Below are 19,210 nucleotides of genomic sequence, written 5' to 3'. Positions count from 1 at the left end.
CACCACGGCCCACCGACAGAAACGGCACCGACAGAAGCGGCTACGCCGGCTCGTAGGCCAGGTTCGGTCGCAGCCAGCGCTCGACCTCGGCCAGGTCCATGCCGCGCCGCCGCGCGTAGTCCTCGACCTGGTCGCGGCCGATCCGGCCCACCGTGAAGTACCGCGACCCCGGGTGCGCGAAGATCAGCCCGCTGACGCTCGCCGCCGGGGTCATCGCGAACGACGACGTCAGCGCCATGCCCACCCGCTCGGCGCCGAGCAGGTCGAACAGGTCCCGCTTCTCGCTGTGGTCCGGGCTCGCCGGGTAGCCGAGCGCCGGCCGGATCCCGCGGAAGCGCTCCGCGTGCAGGTCCGCGAGCACCGGCGTGGCGTCCGGCTCGAACCAGTCGCGGCGGGCCTGCAGGTGGATGTACTCGGCGAACGCCTCGGCCAGCCGGTCGGCCAGCGCCTTGACCATGATCGCCCGGTAGTCGTCGTTGTCCGCCTCGAACGTCGCGGCCAGGTCCTCGGCGCCGTGGATCGACACCGCGAACCCGCCGAGGTGGTCGCCGGCCGGCGCCACGTAGTCGGCGAGCGAGCGGTTCGGCCGCCCCTCGGGCTTCTTGGTCTGCTGGCGCAGCATCGGCACCCGCAGGGTCCCGGAGGCGGCCTCGACCAGGATGTCGTCGCCCTCGGTGTGTGCCGGCCAGAAACCGTAGGCGCCCCTGGCCTCGAACCGGCCGTCGGCGATGATCTTGTCCAGCAGGGTGGTGCCGTCGTCGAGGAGCTCGCGCGCCGCCGGGTTCGTCTCCAGGATCGCCGGGTACTTGCCCTTCAGCTCCCAGGCGAGGAAGAAGAACTGCCAGTCGATCATCTCGCGCAGCGCGTGCAGGTCCGGCGCGACGGTCCGCACGCCGGTGAACGCGGGCACCGGCAGGTCGTCGAAGGGCACCTGCTCGCGGTTGGCCCTGGCCCGCTCAACGCTCAGCAGCGGGGTCGCGTGCCGGGCCTCGTGCTGCACGCGCAGCCGCTCCTGCTCGACCCGGTTGGCCTTGTCCAGCGTCTCCGCGCGGTCGTCGTTCATCAGGTCGGACACCACGCCGACGACCCGGGACGCGTCGAGCACGTGCACCGTCGTCGAGGTGTAGGCGGGCGCGATGCGCACCGCCGTGTGCTGCCGGGAGGTGGTCGCGCCACCGATCAGCAGCGGCAGCGTGAACCCGCGGCGCTCCATCTCGGTCGCGACGCCGACCATCTCGTCCAGCGACGGGGTGATCAGCCCGGACAGGCCGATCGCGTCCGCACCCTCGGCGATCGCGGTGTCGAGCACGACCGCGGCGGGCACCATCACGCCGAGGTCGATCACCTCGTAGTTGTTGCAGCCGAGCACGACGCCGACGATGTTCTTGCCGATGTCGTGCACGTCGCCCTTCACGGTCGCCAGCACGATCTTGCCCTGGCCGCGCTCGGACGTCAGCCGCCCCTCGGCGCGGGCCTTCTCCTTCTCCGCCTCCATGTACGGCTCGAGGTAGGCGACGGACCGCTTCATCACCCGCGCGCTCTTGACCACCTGCGGCAGGAACATCTTCCCGGCGCCGAACAGGTCGCCGACGATCTTCATGCCGTCCATCAGCGGACCCTCGATCACCTCGAGCGGGCGCTCGACCTGCTGCCGGGCCTCCTCGGTGTCGGCCTCGACGAAGTCCACGATGCCGTGCAGCAGCGCGTGCGCGAGCCGGTCGGCGACCGGCGCCTCCCGCCAGGACAGGTCGAGCTCGCGCTTGGTGCCCGACCCGCGCACGTTCTCGGCGAACGAGACGAGCCGGTCGGTGGCGTCCTCGCGCCGGTCGAACAGCACGTCCTCGACCAGCTCCAGCAGGTCCTTCGGGATGTCCTCGTAGACGGCGAGCTGGCCGGCGTTGACGATGCCCATGTCGAGCCCGGCACGCACGGCGTGCAGCAGGAACGACGAGTGCATCGCCTCGCGCACGACGTCGTTGCCACGGAAGGCGAACGACAGGTTCGAGATGCCGCCGCTGGTCCGCACGCCGGGGCAGCGCTCCTTGATCCGCGGCAGCGCGTCGATGAACGCCTTCGCGTAGCCGTTGTGCTCCGCGATGCCGGTGGCGACCGCGAGCACGTTGGGGTCGAAGATGATCTCCTCGGGCGCGAAGCCGGCCTTCCGGGTGAGCAGGTCGTAGGCGCGGCCGCAGATCTCGACCTTGCGTTCGGCGGTGTCGGCCTGGCCCTGCTCGTCGAAGGCCATCACGACCACGCCCGCGCCGTAGTTGCGGATCTTCCTGGCGTGCTCCAGGAAGGGCTCCTCGCCCTCCTTGAGGCTGATGGAGTTGACGACCCCCTTGCCCTGCACGCACTTCAGCCCCGCCTCCAGGACTGTCCACTTGGAACTGTCGACCACGATCGGGATGCGGGCCACCTCGGGCTCGGTCGCGATCAGGTTCAGGAACGTGGTCATCGCCTGCTCGCTGTCGAGCAGGTCGGCGTCCATGTTGACGTCGAGCAGGTTGGCGCCGCCGCGGACCTGCTCGAGGGCGACGTCGACGGCCGCCTGGTGGTCGCCGGACTCGATGAGCCGGCGGAACCGCTTGGAGCCGGTGACGTTGGTGCGCTCGCCGATCATCACGAACCCGGTGTCGGCGCCGATCTCGAACGGCTCGAGGCCGGAGAACCGGGTGTGCGTCCCGGGGGCGACCACCTTGCGCGGCTCGACGTCCCGCACGGCCTCGGCGATCGTCGCGATGTGCGCGGGCGTGGTGCCGCAGCAGCCGCCGACGATGTTGACCATGCCGGCCTGGGCGAACTCGCCGAGCAGCGAGCCGGTCTCGTCGGGGGTCTGGTCGTAGCCGCCGAACGCGTTGGGCAGACCGGCGTTGGGGTGCGAGGCGGTGTAGGTGCCGGCGAGCCGGGACAGCTCGGCGACGTGCGGGCGCATCTCGGTGGCGCCGAGCGCGCAGTTGACGCCGACGACCATCGGGTCGGCGTGCTCGACGGAGCTCCAGAACGCCTCGACGGTCTGGCCGGAGAGGGTGCGGCCGGACAGGTCGACGATGGTGACCGAGATCCACAGCGGCAGGTCCGGCGCGACGTCGCGGGCGGCGGCGATCGCGGCCTTCGCGTTGAGCGTGTCGAAGATCGTCTCGACGAGCAGCAGGTCCACGCCGCCCTCGACAAGCCCGGCGATCTGCTCGGCGTAGGAGGCGTAGACCTGGTCGAACGACACCGCGCGGAACGCCGGGTCCTCGACCCGAGGCGACAGCGACAGGGTGACGTTGAGCGGCCCGATCGAGCCGGCGACGAACCGCCGACCGCCGGCCTCGTCGGCGGCCTGGCGGGCGAGCTGGGCACCGCGCACGTTCATCTCGCGGACCATCGACTCCAGCCCGTAGTCGGCCTGGCCGATGCTGGTGGCGGTGAACGTGTTGGTGGTGGTGATGTCCGCGCCGGCGGCGAGGTACTGGCGGTGCACGTCGAGGATGACGTCGGGGCGCGTGAGGTTGAGCAGGTCGGGATCGCCGGTGACGTCCTTGGGGTGGTCGACGACGAGGTCGCCGCGGTAGTCCTCGGGACCGAGGCCGGCACCCTGCAGCATGGTGCCCCAGGCGCCGTCGAGCACCGCGATGCGCTGGTCGAGAAGCTCTCGCAGGGCATTGCTCGTGCCTGACGCCGATCTGCCCACCGTGTACCTCCCAGTGATGTGGGAGGCGCCCTTCGTACACGGTCCGGACCGAGCGTGGCGGACCTGAGTCCGTTGCAGCGCCTCTCAGCCCCGCACACAAAGTTACCGGCATCGGGTACGAGGCGCCAAGAGACCCGCTCGAACGCCCTTAGCACACCCCGTGACCAGGCGGTTGTGTCATCTCACCCAGCGGGATCGAGCAGCAGCGCCACCGCGGCGGGCAGGGTCGCGACCCGTTCGGTTCCCGACAGCCGCCCGCGCGGCCAGCCCGGGCCCGCGGTCACCCGGGTCACCGGGAAGGCGCCGAGTGCACGGATCGCGTCGAGCCGGGCGGTGGCCGGGCTCTGCGCCCAGAGCACGACGGCGGTGGGGCGCGCGGCCGCGACCGCGTGCACGAGCGTCGTCGTCGGCACCGCGGCGCCGAGCATCCGCACGGCGACCCGGTGCTGGGCCAGCGCGGCGGCCAGTGCCTCGAGGGGCAGCGTGTGCTGCTCGGCCTCGACGCAGGCGAGCAGCACGAGCGGCCGGCCGGGTTCGGCGGGCGGCCGGTCGACCCGGTGCAGGGCGGCGGTGACGGCCCAGGACAGGACGTGCTCGCGGTCGACACAGTCCGGCTCGGTCCGCTGGTCGGCGTCGATGACCTTGAGCGCCGGCTGGCAGAGCCGCTCCCACGCCGGCACCACGCCCCACCCGGCGAAAGCCTGCTCGAGGACGGCGAGGCAGCGCGCGTTGTCCAGCTCGCGAGCGGCGGCGACCAGCTCTTCCAGCGGGCGCTCCACCGGAACCGGCCCGCCGATCGTCTGCGCCGCGTCGGAGGGCAGCATGCCCGCGCGGATCAGGTCGTGCATGCGCTGGAGGCGAGCGATGTCCTCGGCGGTGTAGCGGCGGTAGCTGCCGGGGCGGGAGGCTCGCGGTCCGACGCCGTAGCGGCGGTGCCAGGACCGCAGCGTCGACTCGGCGATCCGCAGGTGCCGAGCCACCTGCCCCGCCGTCCACGCCGATCGGCCGACCGGCCCGCCGTTCACCCCGCCATCCTCACACCAGCCTTGTTCGCCTGCTCGTCCCGCGGCCCGGCGGTAGCCTCTGGCCGGTCCAACGACCGGCCGATCTCTTCGGTTCTGCTCTCGAGAGGAAACGTCCGTGCCCACCGAACGCCCCGAGCCGCCGCTGACCGGCGGCGAGCGCGAGATGCTGCGTGCCTTCCTCGACTTCCACCGCGCGACCCTGGCGATGAAGTGTGACGACCTGTCCGACGACGACCTGCGCCGGCGGTCGATGCCCCCGTCGACGCTGTCGCTGCTCGGCCTGGTGCGGCACATGGCCGAGGTCGAGCGGACCTGGTTCCGCAGGGCCATCAACGGCGAAGACATCCCGTTCGTATGGTCCCCCGAGGGCGACTTCCAGGCCGCGTACGACCCGACGGGGTCGACGCGCACGGAGGCGTTCGACGCGTGGCAGGCGGAGGTCGAGCACAGCCGCCGCATCGAACGGGAGGCCGAGTCCCTGGACGTGACCGGCTACTTCGCCCGCTGGGGCGAGGACGTGTCGCTCCGCCTGGTGATGCTGCATCTGATCCACGAGTACGCCCGCCACAACGGCCACGCCGACTTCCTGCGCGAAGGCATCGACGGCGTCACCGGCGCCTAGTGTCCCCCGCCTAGATCATTCCCTCGCGCACCGCGAAGACGACCGCGCGGACAACGACTCGACGAGCTACCTGAACCTCGGGCTGTCCTGGTACGCCCACCACCACGGTGGCGGCATGACCGGCGCGCCGGCCGAAGGTGTGCCGATGGGCGGCCTCATCCCCGGTGGGCGGCGACCCGGTCGACGCGCCACCCGTCGAGCCGCCGCGAGGAGACCCGGCCGGCACCTCGCCCCAGGACCCGGCCTGCCCACCCGAGTAGCCGCCATACTGGTGAGGTGAGCGACCTGGTCGACTGCCTCCGCACCCCGGCGGAAGGCGCGGACCCCGAGCTGGCCCGCGCCCTCGTCGCGGCGGCGCGGAGCGCGCGGCCGGACGTCGCGGTCGCCGAGGTCGGCGAAACCGCCTTGCGGCACAAGGACCGCGACGAGGTCGTCCGGGCCTGTTACGGCGCCCTGCTCGCCATCCGCGAACAGAACCTCGACGACCCGGCCGAGGATCCGGTACTCGACCTCATGGACCGCGCCCATGGCTGGTGCCGCCCCGAGAATCGCCTGCGAACCTCGGCCGCGCCGGTTCGACCAGCTCGCCCACGCCGCCGGTCAGCACGGTCTTGCTCGCGCCCAGGGCGAAGCCGCGCACCATCTCGCCGGTGGTCCGAGGCGGGATCGACAGCGCGTTCGGGTCCGCTTCCCCAGGCGCCGTCGCCGGTGCCGGACGTGCCGGCGAGCGCGACATCCGGCTCGGCCGGCTGTCCGCCCGTGACCTGCCGGCCCGCTGACCGGACCTCAGTCGGGGTTCTCCTCGCCCCACGCCTCCTGCTTGTCCCGCATCGACGACCACACGTCGCCCGGGAGCAGATCCTCGGCCGCGGCCGACACCTCGTCGAGGATGTCCTGGCTCTCCCGGCTCAGACCGAGCGTGCCGGGATCGTATGTGCGGCCGCCGGCGACCAGCTCGACCGAGCCGGTGGAGCCGCCGACCATGCCCTCGTCCTCGGCAGGCGACGGGTCGAGCGCGCCGGCCTCGCGTAGCCGTTCGTAGAGCCGTTCCCGCTGCTCACGGCCGATCGGCGCGCTCTCCCGCCAGCTCGGCCCGCCCTTGTCGTAGCCGGGGCGCCAGGTGAGCTCCGCGGTGTCCTCGGTGATCCGCAGCACCCACTCGTAGTGGTAGGGCGGGGCGACCGAGCCGTTGGCGTACTCGATGGTGCCGCCGAAGTCGTCGGGCATGGCGGCGCTGTCCGCGGTGGGCGTGCCAGGGTCGGTGCGCGCGCAGCCCGCGAGCAGGAGGGTCGCCGCTAGCACGGCCGCGAGGTGTCTGCGCATGGTGTGTTCGACAGCCGGCCGGCGCGGCCGGTTCCGCGCCACCGGTAACAGGAGCGGCACGGTCAGCGTCGCCTCAGCTCGACCACCAGCGTCGCGAGCCGCGCGACCGCGAGGGCGGCGCCGAGCACGACCACGACGATCGCGAGCAGGCCGACGTCCGGCATGAACCGCACGATGTGCCGCAGCCGCAGGTCCATGGCGGCGGGGAGCCACAGCCCCACCGCGAGCGCGGACAGGGCGCCGAGCGCGACCCAGCCGGCGGTGGCGAGCACGGCCCGCCGACCGGTCGCGCACCGCCGGAACCGCCACACCGTCCACACGAGACCGCCGGCGAGCGTGAGGGCCAGCGCGCCCATCCCGGCGAGCCCGACCATGGTGGTCGAGCTCTCGGGTGCGGGCCCGGGCGTGCCGCCGAGCGCGATCGTCAGCGCGCCGAACGCGGCCGAGTTCAGTGCCTCGTCGTGCAGCGGCGAGTACACGTTCTGCTGCACCGCGACGGCCCAGCCCTCGTCCGGCGCGGTGAGCACGGCCGAGTGGTAGCCGGTGACCGCCCCCGCGTGCCAGACGATCCGGGTGCCGTCGAGCGTGCCGACCCGCCAGCCGAGGCCGTAGCGCGCGCCCGCCGCCTCGGGCCCGCCGCGCTGCAGCTCGGCGATCGTGCCCGGGTCGAGCACCTGCTCGTCACCGAACCGACCGGCGTCGGTCTGCAGGATCGCGAGGTGCGCGAGGTCGGTCGCGCTGCCGGCGAGATAGCCGTAGGGCAGGCCGGACATGTCGAAGGTGCGCGCGGCGGTGCGAACCCCGCCGAAGTAGAACTCGTGGCCGGGCGGCATCCGCTCGGCGTCGTGCACGTCCGCGACGCCGTCGGCCATGTCGAGCGGCGCGAACACCTCCCGGCGCACGTAGTCCGAAAAGGACAGTCCGGAGACCTCTTCGAGCAGCGCGCCGGCGATGACCGCGTTGGCCGGGCTGTACTGGTGCCGCTCGCCGGGCGCCGCTGCGGGCGTGACGTCGGCGAGGCCGGCGACCCAGCGGCGGATGGCGCCGGGCGCGTTGTCGTCGATGTCGGAGCGGTCGTAGCCGTCGCGGGCGGAGATGCCGCTGGTCAGCTCGAGCAGGTGGCGCACGGTGATCTCGCGCGCGGCGTCCTGGTCGGCGAGCCGGAACCACGGCAGGTGGCGGACCACCGGGTCGTCGAGCCCGATCCGGCCCGCGTCGACGAGGCGCAGCACGGCGATCGCGGTGACCGGCTTGGCCACGGAGCCGAAGCCGACCGGGGTGTGCGGGGTCATCGGTCGGCCGTACCCGTCGGTGCCCCACGCGCCGGACCGGACCACCCGGTCGCCGTGGACCAGTGCGTAGGACAAGCCCGGCGCCTGGTTGGCGTGCATGCGCTCGACGAGGAAGTCCTCGATGTCCGGCACCGGCGCGGGCGCCGGCGTGACGGCCAGCAGTCCGGCGCACAACAGTCGCCACATGCTGCCCCCTTCGGTTCGACAATATGAGCATATTTCTTCTAATATAGACATATTGTCAACCGTACGGGGATACTGGTTCGCGATGGCCACGGAGGAGTACCACGCGTTGCGCAGGCGGCAGGTCGCCGAGGCGGTCGAGCGGCTGATCGCGCAGCACGGCCTGGACGGCGTGACGGTGGCGAAGACCGCGGCCGAGGCGGGCGTGTCGGTCGGGTTGGTGCAGCACTACTTCGCGACGAAGGACGACATGCTGCGCTACGCGTACACCCGGGTCACCGAGCGCACGATGGCGCGGGTGCTGCGCCGGGCCGACGAGCTCACGGCGCACCGGAGCAGCATCCGCCGGGTGGTCGCCGAGGGCCTGACCGAGCGCCTCCCCCTGGACGACGCGCGCCGGGCGGAGTGGCGGGTGTCGTTCACCTTCGCGGCCCGCGCGGTGGACCGGCCCGACCTGGCGGCGGTGCGCAACGAGACCGAGGCGGCGATCCGCGACCGACTCGCCGAGGCGATCGGCAACGGCAAGGAGTGCGGCGAGGTCCCGCCGGACGCCGACCCGCCGGCGCGGGCGGCCGGGCTGCTCGCCCTGGTGGACGGGTTGGCCCTGTTGGCCTACCTCGACCCCGCGACCGGCCCCGTCGCGGTGGCCGAGCTCGACCGCCACCTGGCCACGGTCTTCCCCGGCCGCTGCCGCCAGTACGACCGACCGAACGCCGACACGCCCTGAACGACGCGCGCAGGACGCTCAACGTCCCCGGCGACGCGTTCAGGGCATCGGGCCGCCACGGGGGGAGCGCCGCCGCAACAGACCCCCGGGCGGGGGACCACTAGCGGGGGCACGGGTCCCGGTAGTCGATGCCCGGGAAGTAGCGGTCCCAGCGGTCGCGCGGGATGGCGCGGTAGTTCGCGCAGATCGTTCTCGTCAGGCGGGCGATGTCGGTCTCCCACAACAGGAGCTCGCCCCCGCCGCCCGTGGCCACCGTGTGGCCGTCCGGGCCGAACCACACCCGGTGCGGGATCCCGAGGTCCGCGCGCAACGTGCCGATCCGGCGCGGCGCACGCGGGTTCGTCAGGTCCCAGAGGCCCGTCGTGTGGTCCGCGCTCGCCGTGGCCAGCAGCTCGCCGTCCGGGCTCAGTGCCACCGCGGACACCGGCCGGTCGTGGCCGCCCAGGGTCACCAGGGCCTGCGGGCGGTGCGGGTCGGAGATGTCGAACACGGTGGTCCGGTTCTCCCGGCCAGGCGTGACGATGAGCCGGCTGTCCGGGCTGAACGCGACCCACGAGCCGTACACCGAGTACGTCGCCTTCCCCGTCGCCACCGCGCCGAGTCGCACCGGAGCCCTCGGGACCCGCACGTCCCACAGCACGATGTAGCCGTCGTTCTGCGCGGTGGCCAGCAGCGTGCCGTCCGGGCTGAACTCGACCGCACGGAAGCCGCCGCCGGTCTTGTCGATCTTCCCCAGCTGCGTCGCCCCGTCCGACGTGCCGAGCTGCCACAGCGTCACCTGCCGGGTGCTCGAGGCCGCGATGATCCGCCCGCCCGGGTGGACCGCGAGCCCCGGGCACGACGGCGCGCACGCACCCGGCGGCGCGACGAACGAGGCCAGCGGCACCGTGCTCGGCAGCGCGTCGACGTCCCAGGCCTGGATGTGCCGCAGGTCGGTGACCACCGCGACGGTCCGCGCGTCGGCGGAGAAGGCCATCGCGTCGACCGACGCACGTTGGACCGTGTCGCTCCCGGTGGTCGTGGCGACCGCGGCGAGCGGTTGCCCCGCGGGCGGCGCCGGTCCGTCCAACTCGGACTCTTCCTCGGTGATGTCCTTGATGGTCAGCGCGGTGTCGCCGATGCGCAGGCCCCACAACCGCCCGTCCGGCTCGAACCCGACGAAGGCCGCCTGCCGCTCGGTGGTCGCGGCCACGATCCGCATCAGGTTGTCCCCGTTGTCCGGGGTCGGCGCCAGCCGGTACGCCGACAGCGCGAGCTGCGCGGCGAGCGCGGGGTCGGTGCGGCTGAGAACGGTCGCCTGGGTGATCACGCTCTGCGCGATCGACGCGTTGCGCTGCTCGCCCGCCGCGTGCTGGGCCTGCACCGCGTACACCGTGGTGGCCGTCGCGATCACCAGCAACACCATCAGCAACGCGACGAGCCGCCGGTAGCGCCGGGTACGCAGCCGCTCGGCCGCGTGCTCGGCCTCCTGCGCGGACCGGCTCGCGTACAGGAACTCCCGCTCCAGCGGCGAGAGCGAGAACCCGCCACCCGCCGACCAGTCCTGGGCGCGGGCGAGCCGCGCGCCCCGGTACAGCGCGCCGGGATCGCGGAGCAGCGACTCCCACGCCTGCGCCGCCTCGGTCAGCTGGCGGTGGGTGCGCAGCCCCTCGCGGTCCTCGGCGAGCCACTCGCGCAGCCGCGGCCAGTGCCGGATGAGCGCCTCGTGCGCGAGCTCGACGTTGTCCCGGTCGAGCGTGACCAGCCGCGCCCGGGCGAGCCGGTCCAGGACGTCCGCGGCACCCGGCAGGTCCGCGAGCTCCTCGCGGCGCACCCGGCGTTTGGCGTCCTCGGTGCCGTCGCCGAGCGCGCACAGGCGGAGGAACACCTGCTTGGCGACGGTCTGCTGGCGAGGTTCCAACGCGGCGACGGTGTCCTCGGCGGTGTGCGCGAGCGCGTGCTGCAAGCCCCCGGCCGCCTCGTAGCCGGCGAGCGTGAGCGTCGTGCCGCGCCTGCGCCGCCACGTCTCGAGCAACACGTGCGACAGCAGCGGCAGCGCGCCCGGCTGGCTGGCGGTGTTCGCGATGATCCGGGTGACGAGCGCGGTCTCCACCCGCAGACCGACGCGTTCGGCGGGCTTCACGACCACGTCGCGCAGCTCGGCCTCGTCCATGGGACCGACGAGCACCTGGTTGTCCCGCAACGCGGCGACGAGCTCGGGGTGGCGGGCGCAGTGCCCGTAGAAGTCGGCGCGCACGCCGAGCACGACCCGGGTCCGGCTGTGGTCCGCGCTCGCCGCGGTGACCAGCGCGCGGATGAGCCAAGCGCGCTCGTCCTCGTCGCGGCAGAGCGTGAAGACCTCCTCGAACTGGTCGATCACCAGCACCAGGTCGTCGCGGTCCACCATCGCCTGGCTGACCCGCAGGTGCAGGTTCGCCGGGTCGGCCGCGAACTCCGCGCGCAACGTCGCGGCGGACTCCCCGATCAACGCGCCGATCCGCACCGCGCACTCCTCGAGCGGGTGCGCGCCCGGGGTGAGCACGACGACCGGGGCGGACCCGAGCCGGGCGACGAGGCCCGCGCGGATCACCGACGACTTGCCGTACCCGGACGGCCCGAAGACGCCGAGGAACCGGGACTCCCGCACGCGCGACACCAGCTCGTCGACGAGCCGGCCACGACCGAAGAACCGGTCGGCGTCGGCCGGTTGGAACGCCGCCAGCCCGACGTAGGGCGACTCGCCACTGTCCTCTTCGGCCGGCTCGTCGGCCAGCTCCGCGGCCGCCTCGCGCCACCGCGCCTCCCACTCCGCGGCGTCGCCGCCGCACGCGGCGACGTAGGCGACGGTGACCGCGAGGCTCGGCAGCTTGCGCCCGCCCGCGGCCTCGGACAGCGCCGCCGCGGAGTAGTGCGCGCGGGCCGCGAGCTCGCGGTAGGTGGGGCTGCCGGCCCGATCGCGCACCCGGCGGAGGTCACCGGCGAACCGGACCAGGGCGTCGTCGCCCGGCCCGAGCGGCCGTTCCCCACGTGGCAAGCCCGCCACCTCCTCCGGGCCGCATTGTTCACATCCCGTTGTTCAGCGTCCAGCACCGGACACTGAACAACCCCGGTGCCTTACACCTCCCAGCGTGGAGGAAGGAGCACCACTCATGGCCAGTCCTTACGTGACCGACAGCAACTGACGCGATGAGCCGGATACGGCGAAGGGGCGGACCCGTTCGGGCCCGCCCCTTCGGATGTCGCTACGTGCGTCAGGCGCGACCGTGGCGGCGCACGACGAACAACAGGACGCCACCGCCGACCAGCAGGACGGCGCCGATGCCCAGCGGCAGGGCGACGCTCGCGCCGGTCTCGGCCAGCGCGGCCTCCTCGACCTCGGTCGACGTGGTGGTCTCCGGCGCGGACGCCGGCGGGGCCGGCGGGGCCTCGGAGGACTCGGCGGGCGGCGGCGGGGTCGTGGTGGTCTCCTCAGGCGGAGCCTCGACACAGGCCTCGACGGTCTTCGACTTGGTGAACGACCACCCCTCCTTGCCCTTGGGGTCGTCCCACGCCTTCACCTCGACGGTGAACTCGTGCTGAACCGTGTTGTCGAAGTCGTCCTTGGCGAAGTCGTAGCTCTCGCCGAAGGTGGCCTCGTCGACAACCGTGTCGCCGTCGGTGATCTTGACGGTGTTGTCCTTTTGGTCGTTGTACGACACCAACTTGACCGTCAGGCTCGTGCCGTTCTCGGTACAGTCCGCTTTGACCTTCGGCGTGTGGGCGCTGGCCGTGCCGGCCATGCCGACGAGTACCGCCGTGGCGGCGACGCCGACGCCAACAGCGGAGAGTGCGGCGCCGAACCGGCGGCGCGCGGTCGAGGTGTGTGCCATGTATGCCTCCGGCTAAAGAGCAAGTTGACCAAGAACCGATGATCGCTTGGCAACGATCAACAGCCACGATGGGGTGACAGGTTATCCACCCACCGGAGGCGGCTTTCACTGGGGATACCACTTGAGCGTGACGTCGGTATAAATCGGACTACACCGATCGTGTGGTCAGTCGGCTTTCCCTAATCTCACAGTAGTCATACACAGCAGAAACGGCCGGTCACGACCCGACCACTGGGGGTGAGGGTGGGTCGTGACCGGCCACCGGCCGTCGCCTACTCCGTCGGCGACTGGCCTTCATGGATGTTCGTGACCGCCGGCCGGCCGGCGGTCGGCATCGGCTCCGTCCGCTCGTCCGCGGCGCTCCGCTCGGCGGGCGGCACGGGGTGAGCGGCCGTCTCCTGCCCGGCCCGCTGCTCGTCCTCATCGCGGAGCCGGTCGGCCAGCTCGTCGCGTTCCTTCGCGGTGGCCTTGGCCTCGCGCCGCGCGTCCCGGTACCGCGCGCGGTGCTCCCGGCCACGGCGGCCGCCGACCACGAGCAGCCACGCACCGAGGACGAACACGAGCGCGACCACCAGGCCGGCGACGAACGCCTGCATCATCGTGACGTCGGTGATGTCCCGCCCGAACGCGGACACGGTCTCCGCCGCACCGCCGGTGTTGTACGCGATCAGCACAACCGCCGCGGCACCACTCACCACCACCAGTAGCAAGCCGAGGATCAGCATGCTTCCTGCACCTCCAAGTTCGGCACTCCTGCGATCGGGAGTACCCAACCCCCGTCGCCGTCAACCCCCGATCTGAAAAGCCTTGCCGAGCGCCGGCCTTTTGTCGTTGGTGAACAAAGTTTCGTCCAGTTCGATCGAAAGTCTTGCTATTGCTGGACAGGTCCGGTAGCTCTTGAACAAGAAGTACACAGAAAGTCTCAACTTCACACAGACGCCGGGAGATCGCCGATGCTGTCCCGCCTCGCCACCTGCGTGACCGTCGCCGCCGTGCTGGTCGGCACCGCCGCGGCGACCCCCGCCACGGCCGCCCCACCGCAACGCTGGACCGTCGCCGCGGGCGGCCTCACCGCGCAGGTCAGCCTCGACGGCGGCAGCCCACGCCTCGGCGTCACCCGGCACGGCCGCCAGGTCCTCGCCCCGGCGCCCGTCGGCCTGCACACCACCGGCGCGGACCTCAGCACGGGGCTGCGGCTGGCCGGCCTGTCCCGGCGCACGGTCACCGACCACTACACGATGACCACCGGCAAGCAGCTCCGGCGGGCGACCCGGATGACCGAGCTGCGCCTGAGCTTCGTCGGCGGCGGCGCGCACCCCGGCGCACGGCTGGACCTCGTGGTCCGCGTCGCGCCCGACGGGGTGGCCTACCGCTACGAGACGCCTGCGGAGGTGACCATCACCGGCGAGGCGTCCGCATTCACCCTGCCGGCCGACGCGCCCGCGTGGCTGCTGCCCTACAACGCCTGGTACGAGGCGAACCGGGTGGCCACCACCGCGAGCGGTGCCGCGGCGGGCGACTTCGGCAACCCGTCGCTGTTCCAGGTGGGCGACGACTTCGCGGTCCTCACCGAGTCCGATGTGGACGGACGGTACGCCGGCAGCAGGCTCCGGCACGCGGCCGGCGCGTCGACCTACCAGGTCGCCCTCGCCGACGCCCAGGTGACCACCAGGCGGACGCCGTGGCGCACCGCGATCATCGGCGACCTGGCGACGGTCACCGAGTCCACCCTGGTCGACGACCTCGCGACACCCGCGAAGTTCCACGACACGTCGTGGGTCCACCCCGGCAAGGTGGCCTGGTCGTGGCTGTCCGAGCACTCGAGCCCGTCGAACTACGAGCGGCAGAAGGACTTCGTGGACTTCGCCGCCCGCAACGACTGGCCGGCGGTGCTCGTCGACGAGGGCTGGAGCGCGGACTGGGTGCCGGACCTGGTCCGGTACGCACGGGCCCGCGGGGTGGAGATCCTGCTGTGGTTCCACTGGAACCGGCTCGACACCGCCGAGGAGCGCGACACCGTGCTGCCGCGGGTGCGGAGCTGGGGCGTGGCGGGGGTGAAGCTCGACTTCATGGAGTCCGACACGCAGGCGCGCTACCAGTGGTACGACGCGGTCCTCGCGAAGACGGCCGAGCTGCACCTGATGGTGAACTTCCACGGCTCGACGATCCCGCACGGCCTGGCCAGGACGTGGCCGCACCTGATGTCGATGGAGGCGGTGCGCGGCGCGGAGAACAACCCGCCCGCGGTGAACAACCCGGTGCAGGCGTTCACCCGCAACGTGGTCGGCTCGATGGACTACACCCCGGTGTCGCTGGACGTCGGGACCAAGGAGGCGTCGGTGGCGCACGAGGTGGCGCTGCCGGTGGTCTACGAGTCGGGGTGGACGCACCTCGCGGACAAGCCGGAGGCCTACGAGCGGTACCCGGAGGCGCTGCGGTTCCTCGACCAGGTGCCGACCGCGTGGGACGAGACGCGGTTCGTCGCCGGCCACCCGTCCTCGGGCGCGGTGCTCGCCAGGCGGTCCGGCGACAGGTGGTTCGTGGGCGCGATCTCGGTGGGCGACGCACGTTCCGTGGCGGCACCGCTGCGGTTCCTGGGTGGCGGCCGCTGGTTGGTCGAGGTGGTTCAGGACGGTTCGGCCGAGCGCGGGGACGTCGTGCGCTCGACGCGGGTGCTGCGGTCGTCGGACACGCTGACCGTCGATGTGCCGAGGAACGGCGGCTTCGCGGCGGTCGCCTGCCGCTACCGGCCCGGCCGGACGACGTGCGACGAGCCGCTGCGGCCGGTGCCGCCGTCGGCGGTCACCGTCAGCCCCGCCGCGATCGACGCGGCCGAGGGCACGACGTTCGAGGTCACCGGGACGTTCACGCCGGGCGCCGGCTCGGTGCGCGACGTGCGGCTGGTCGCCGCGGCGCCACCCGGGTGGACGGTGACCGGGCCTGCGGTGACCGCGCCGCGCCTGTCGGCCGGCGAGTCGATCACGGGGCGCTGGACGGTGACGGTGGGGTCCGGGTCGGGCTTCGTGGACGTGCCGGTGTTCGCGACCTACCGGTTCGACGGTCCACAGTGGGCGGACCGGGTGCACGTCGAGGAGGCCGTGTCGGCGTTCGTGCCCCCGCCGCCGCTGGCCGGGACGCCGTACGTCAGCGACGTGCCGTTCGTGAGTGAGACCAACGGGTGGGGCCCGGTGGAGCGGGACCGCTCGGTGAACGAGTCCGACGGCGGCGACGGCAACCCGCTGACCATCGGCGGGGTCGTCTACGCCAAGGGTCTCGGCACGCACGCGCCCGCGGAGCTGTCGGTCTACCTGGGTGGGCGGTGTGCCTCGTTCGCCGCGCTGGTGGGCCTCGACGACGAGACCACGCAGCCGGGCTCGGTCACGTTCGAGGTCCTGGCCGACGACGCGGTGGTGTTCGACAGCGGCGTGGTGCGGCCGGGGCCCGCGGTGCCGGTGACCGCGGACACGACCGGCGCCCGCATGCTGACGCTCCGCGTGACCGACGGCGGCGACGGCAAGAACTTCGACCACGCCGACTGGGCGAACGCGCTGCTCGACTGTACCTGACCCGGGCGGCCGGGGCTCGGCGCCGGCCTCCGTCTGTCACCGGGACAAGGGGTACTCCATCGACACGCCGTCGAGGACGACGCCGTTGGGCAGCGGCACGCGGGCGGGGCTCAGCTCGCGGAAGCCGAAGGACCGGTAGAGCGGCACGCCCGGCAGGGTGGCCATCAGGACCAGGGCCCCGAAGCCCTCGGCGCGGGCCGCCTCCTCGCACCTCCCGAGGATCGCGCGCCCCAGACCGCGACGGGTCCAGTCGCCGCGCACGAACATCGCGCGCACTCGCGCGGGTTCCGTGGCCGGGTCCAGCAGGCGGTCATCCGACGGCGCCGCACCCGAGCCGGTGTAGAGCTTGTCCCGCTTGCTCCAGCCGCCACAGGCGACGACCTGCCCGGCCGCCTCGTGGACGAAGTAGGTCCCGTCGTCGATCAGCACCGTGTCCGGCTCGGTGAGGTAGCGGGCGGCGGCGGCCGTCTCGCGCTCGTCGTGGAACAGGGGGAACACATCGAGCACCGACTGCCGCATGAGCGCGGCGATCCCGGGCACGTCGGACCGCACGGCCTCGCGCAGCACTGGCGAAACTCTCACCGGCCCCTCCGGGCATCGTGTCAGGGCGACCATCCTAACCGGATCGCGTCGCCCAACCCCGTCACGCAGCGGCAACACTCATCGTCAGCCGGGTCGACCGAATGGCCTATTGACCGTTGTGGTCTAGACCACAGACACTTCATTTCATGTCGGGCAAGCGCTTTCTTATCGTGTTCCTGGCTCTCGTGGTCATAGCCGTGGGCCAGTCGCTCCCCCAGGCGGTGTCGCCGGCGGCGGCCGCTCCGCCGACCTTCACCCACCCCGGGGTGCTCGTGAGCCGGCCGCAGCTGGACTTCATCCGCGGCCAGGTCAACGCGAACGCCCAGCCGTGGAAGGCCGCGTACGACCAGATGGCGGCGAGCGACTACGCGTCGCTGTCCCGGACGCCGCGGCCGCGCGCGGTGGTGGAGTGCGGGCCGTACTCGGACCCGAACATCGGCTGCACGGACGAACGGCAGGACGCGATCGCCGCGTACACGCTGTCGCTGATGTGGTACATCACGCAGGACTCGCGCTATGCCACCAAGTCCATCCAGATCATGGACGCCTGGTCGGCGACGATCCGCGACCACACCGACAGCAACGCGCCGCTGCAGACCGCGTGGGCGGGCTCGTCGTGGACGCGGGCCGCGGAGATCATCCGGTACACGTACTCGAGCTGGCCCGACGCGAACCGGTTCGGCACGATGCTGCGGGACGTGTACCTGCCGGAGGTGGTCAACGGGAACGCGACCAGCAACGGCAACTGGGAGCTGACGATGATGGAGGCGACGCTCGGCATCGCGGTGTTCCTCGAGGATCGCTCGGTGTACGACCGCGCGGTGGCCAAGTACCGGACCCGCGTGCCCGCCTTCGTCTACCTGCCGGCCGACGGCGCGTTGCCGAAGCCGCCGCCGAACAGCGGGATCGACACCCGCGACGAGATCATCCGCTACTGGCAGGGCCAGTCGACGTTCGAGGCCGGCCTGACGCAGGAGACCTGCCGGGACTTCACGCACACCGGCTACGGCATCGCCTCGATCGCGGACTTCGCCGAGACGACACGGATCCAGGGCCAGGACCTGTATCCCGAGATCGGCGAGCGGCTGCGGTACGCGCTCGGCTTCCAGGCCAAGTACGAGCGCGGGGAGGCGGCGCCGTCGTGGCTGTGCGGCGGCACCGTCCACCGTGGACTCGGCCCGGTGACCGAGGTCGGCTTCAACCAGCTCAACTTCCGCCAGGGCATCCCGATGACGAACACGCAGTACATCACCGAGTCCCGCCGCCCGGCCGGCACGAACCACCTGTTCGTGGCGTGGCAGACACTGACCCACGCCCGGAACCCGAACTGATATGGGGGGGCACGTTTGTTCCGGGCGTCCATGCGGGTCCACCGCTGGCGCAATCCGCGGTTGCCGGCCTCGGCCCCGGCACGGACCGCGGGTGGCTGGCCGTCCTGGCGGCGGATCAGCTCCCGGCCGGGCCGGTAGTGTCGGCGGTGATGCCAACCGACCCACCACTGCCGCGAACGGCGCGGTCGCGGCCATCTCGGAGATCGCTTGATCGAGTCGGTCAAAGCTCAGCGACCGCAACCAGGACTCGTGCGCTCCAGTCCAGCCTCGGCTCTACCGCCACCCAACTGTGGCAGCAACCCGCGCCAACGTACGAGCGAGGCGCCGGCCTCCCATCTGGTCTAGCCGTGTCCGTGGTTCCGTAGTCATCTGCGCCGGCGCGGGATCTCGCTGGTCACGTCAGTGGCCAGGAGAGTGTGCCGGTCTGAGTTCCGCCTGCGGTCACGGTGGGTATGTGCCGACCCGATGGGGTGAAACCCTTGCCACACAACGGAAAACGTGCTGCGGTTCGGGTAGAATCGACCACATGTGCGAGCCGATTGTCGATCTACCCGACGATCCCGCCCCGGAAGCCATACCGTTGGCGACGGCACGCGGGTTCACGCGAGCGGCCTGGCAGAACGAGGGACACTCATTGGAACAACTCGCCGTCTACGCCGCCGCCAGCGGCAGCGAGTTCGACGCTGTGGAGGTCGCCGCGCTGCTGGTGATCTCACCCCGCGCCGCCCAGCACCGCCTCGATCTCGCGGTCACCCTGTCCACCCGGTTGCCGCGCACGTTGGCGGCGATCAAAGCCGGCCGTCTCGACCCCTACCGAGCCTCGAAGATCGCTGATGCGACCCTGCCGTTGTCGCTTGAGGCTGCGGCGGTGGTGGAAGAGGAGATCCTGGACCGGGTCGAGGAGATGCCGGCCGTCAAGCTCTGCCGTGCGTTGCGGCGGATCGTGGCTCGGGTGAACGCCGACGCCCTGCAGGCGCTGCATGAGAAGCGGGTGGCGCAGCGGCGGGTGGACATGTATCCGACCGAGGACGGGTG

14 protein-coding genes are annotated in these 19,210 nt (G+C 72.2%); 6 read left to right on the top strand and 8 right to left on the bottom strand.

What is annotated here, in order from left to right:
• Positions 1–40: 40 nt before the first annotated feature.
• Both metH and GEV28_RS27015 read right to left on the bottom strand, forming a co-directional pair.
• Positions 41–3,676 (bottom strand): methionine synthase, encoded by a 3,636-nt coding sequence (gene metH / locus GEV28_RS27020; RefSeq protein ID WP_291415034.1) that lies wholly within the window; start codon positions 3,674–3,676, stop codon positions 41–43.
• 182 nt (positions 3,677–3,858) lie between these two features.
• On the bottom strand, positions 3,859–4,701 hold the full coding sequence (locus GEV28_RS27015) for a MerR family transcriptional regulator (protein WP_291415033.1): 843 nt from the start codon (positions 4,699–4,701) through the stop codon (positions 3,859–3,861).
• A gap of 115 nt (positions 4,702–4,816) precedes the next feature.
• Between GEV28_RS27015 and GEV28_RS27010 the strand changes: the two genes are divergently transcribed.
• Both GEV28_RS27010 and GEV28_RS27005 read left to right on the top strand, forming a co-directional pair.
• Entirely contained in the window at positions 4,817–5,323 is a 507-nt protein-coding gene (locus GEV28_RS27010; RefSeq protein WP_291415032.1) for a DinB family protein, read from the top strand.
• Between the two features lie 650 nt (positions 5,324–5,973).
• A complete protein-coding gene (locus tag GEV28_RS27005) occupies positions 5,974–6,102 on the top strand; it encodes a hypothetical protein (RefSeq protein ID WP_291415045.1) in 129 nt (42 codons plus the stop codon).
• A gap of 7 nt (positions 6,103–6,109) precedes the next feature.
• On the opposite strand, the gene GEV28_RS27000 is transcribed toward GEV28_RS27005, so the two are convergent.
• A complete protein-coding gene (locus GEV28_RS27000) occupies positions 6,110–6,646 on the bottom strand; it encodes a hypothetical protein (protein WP_291415031.1) in 537 nt (178 codons plus the stop codon).
• A gap of 62 nt (positions 6,647–6,708) precedes the next feature.
• Complete coding sequence (locus GEV28_RS26995; RefSeq protein ID WP_291415030.1) at positions 6,709–8,124, bottom strand: serine hydrolase; 1,416 nt, start codon at positions 8,122–8,124, stop codon at positions 6,709–6,711.
• Positions 8,125–8,206: 82 nt separating this feature from the next.
• Between GEV28_RS26995 and GEV28_RS26990 the strand changes: the two genes are divergently transcribed.
• Entirely contained in the window at positions 8,207–8,848 is a 642-nt protein-coding gene (locus GEV28_RS26990) for a TetR/AcrR family transcriptional regulator (protein WP_291415029.1), read from the top strand.
• Between the two features lie 100 nt (positions 8,849–8,948).
• Here GEV28_RS26990 and GEV28_RS26985 read toward each other — a convergent pair whose 3' ends face one another.
• The 3 genes from GEV28_RS26985 to GEV28_RS26975 all read right to left on the bottom strand — a co-directional run bounded on the left by GEV28_RS26985 (position 8,949) and on the right by GEV28_RS26975 (position 13,421).
• Positions 8,949–11,861, bottom strand: a complete 2,913-nt coding sequence (locus tag GEV28_RS26985; RefSeq protein WP_291415028.1) for an XRE family transcriptional regulator — start codon at positions 11,859–11,861, stop codon at positions 8,949–8,951.
• A gap of 217 nt (positions 11,862–12,078) precedes the next feature.
• Positions 12,079–12,696, bottom strand: coding sequence for a hypothetical protein (locus tag GEV28_RS26980; RefSeq protein ID WP_291415027.1), 618 nt, complete (start codon positions 12,694–12,696; stop codon positions 12,079–12,081).
• Positions 12,697–12,968: 272 nt separating this feature from the next.
• Positions 12,969–13,421 (bottom strand): hypothetical protein, encoded by a 453-nt coding sequence (locus tag GEV28_RS26975; RefSeq protein WP_291415026.1) that lies wholly within the window; start codon positions 13,419–13,421, stop codon positions 12,969–12,971.
• Between the two features lie 228 nt (positions 13,422–13,649).
• On the opposite strand from GEV28_RS26975, the gene GEV28_RS26970 reads away from it, so the two are divergent.
• On the top strand, positions 13,650–16,262 hold the full coding sequence (locus GEV28_RS26970; RefSeq protein WP_291415025.1) for a glycoside hydrolase family 97 catalytic domain-containing protein: 2,613 nt from the start codon (positions 13,650–13,652) through the stop codon (positions 16,260–16,262).
• A 36-nt stretch (positions 16,263–16,298) separates the two neighbouring features.
• Here the strand turns inward: GEV28_RS26970 and GEV28_RS26965 are convergent, their stop codons facing one another.
• Positions 16,299–16,844 (bottom strand): GNAT family N-acetyltransferase, encoded by a 546-nt coding sequence (locus GEV28_RS26965; protein ID WP_291415024.1) that lies wholly within the window; start codon positions 16,842–16,844, stop codon positions 16,299–16,301.
• A gap of 146 nt (positions 16,845–16,990) precedes the next feature.
• On the opposite strand from GEV28_RS26965, the gene GEV28_RS26960 reads away from it, so the two are divergent.
• On the top strand, positions 16,991–18,175 hold the full coding sequence (locus tag GEV28_RS26960) for an alginate lyase family protein (protein ID WP_291415023.1): 1,185 nt from the start codon (positions 16,991–16,993) through the stop codon (positions 18,173–18,175).
• Between the two features lie 526 nt (positions 18,176–18,701).
• Positions 18,702–19,210, top strand: a 509-nt coding sequence (locus GEV28_RS26955) for a DUF222 domain-containing protein (protein WP_291415022.1), incomplete at its 3' end; no start/stop codon positions are given.

Origin of the sequence: Actinophytocola sp. (assembly GCF_009379765.1) — a bacterium.
Classification (GTDB): Bacteria; Actinomycetota; Actinomycetes; order Mycobacteriales; family Pseudonocardiaceae; genus Actinophytocola.
This window is presented reverse-complemented; position numbering and strand designations above follow the sequence as displayed.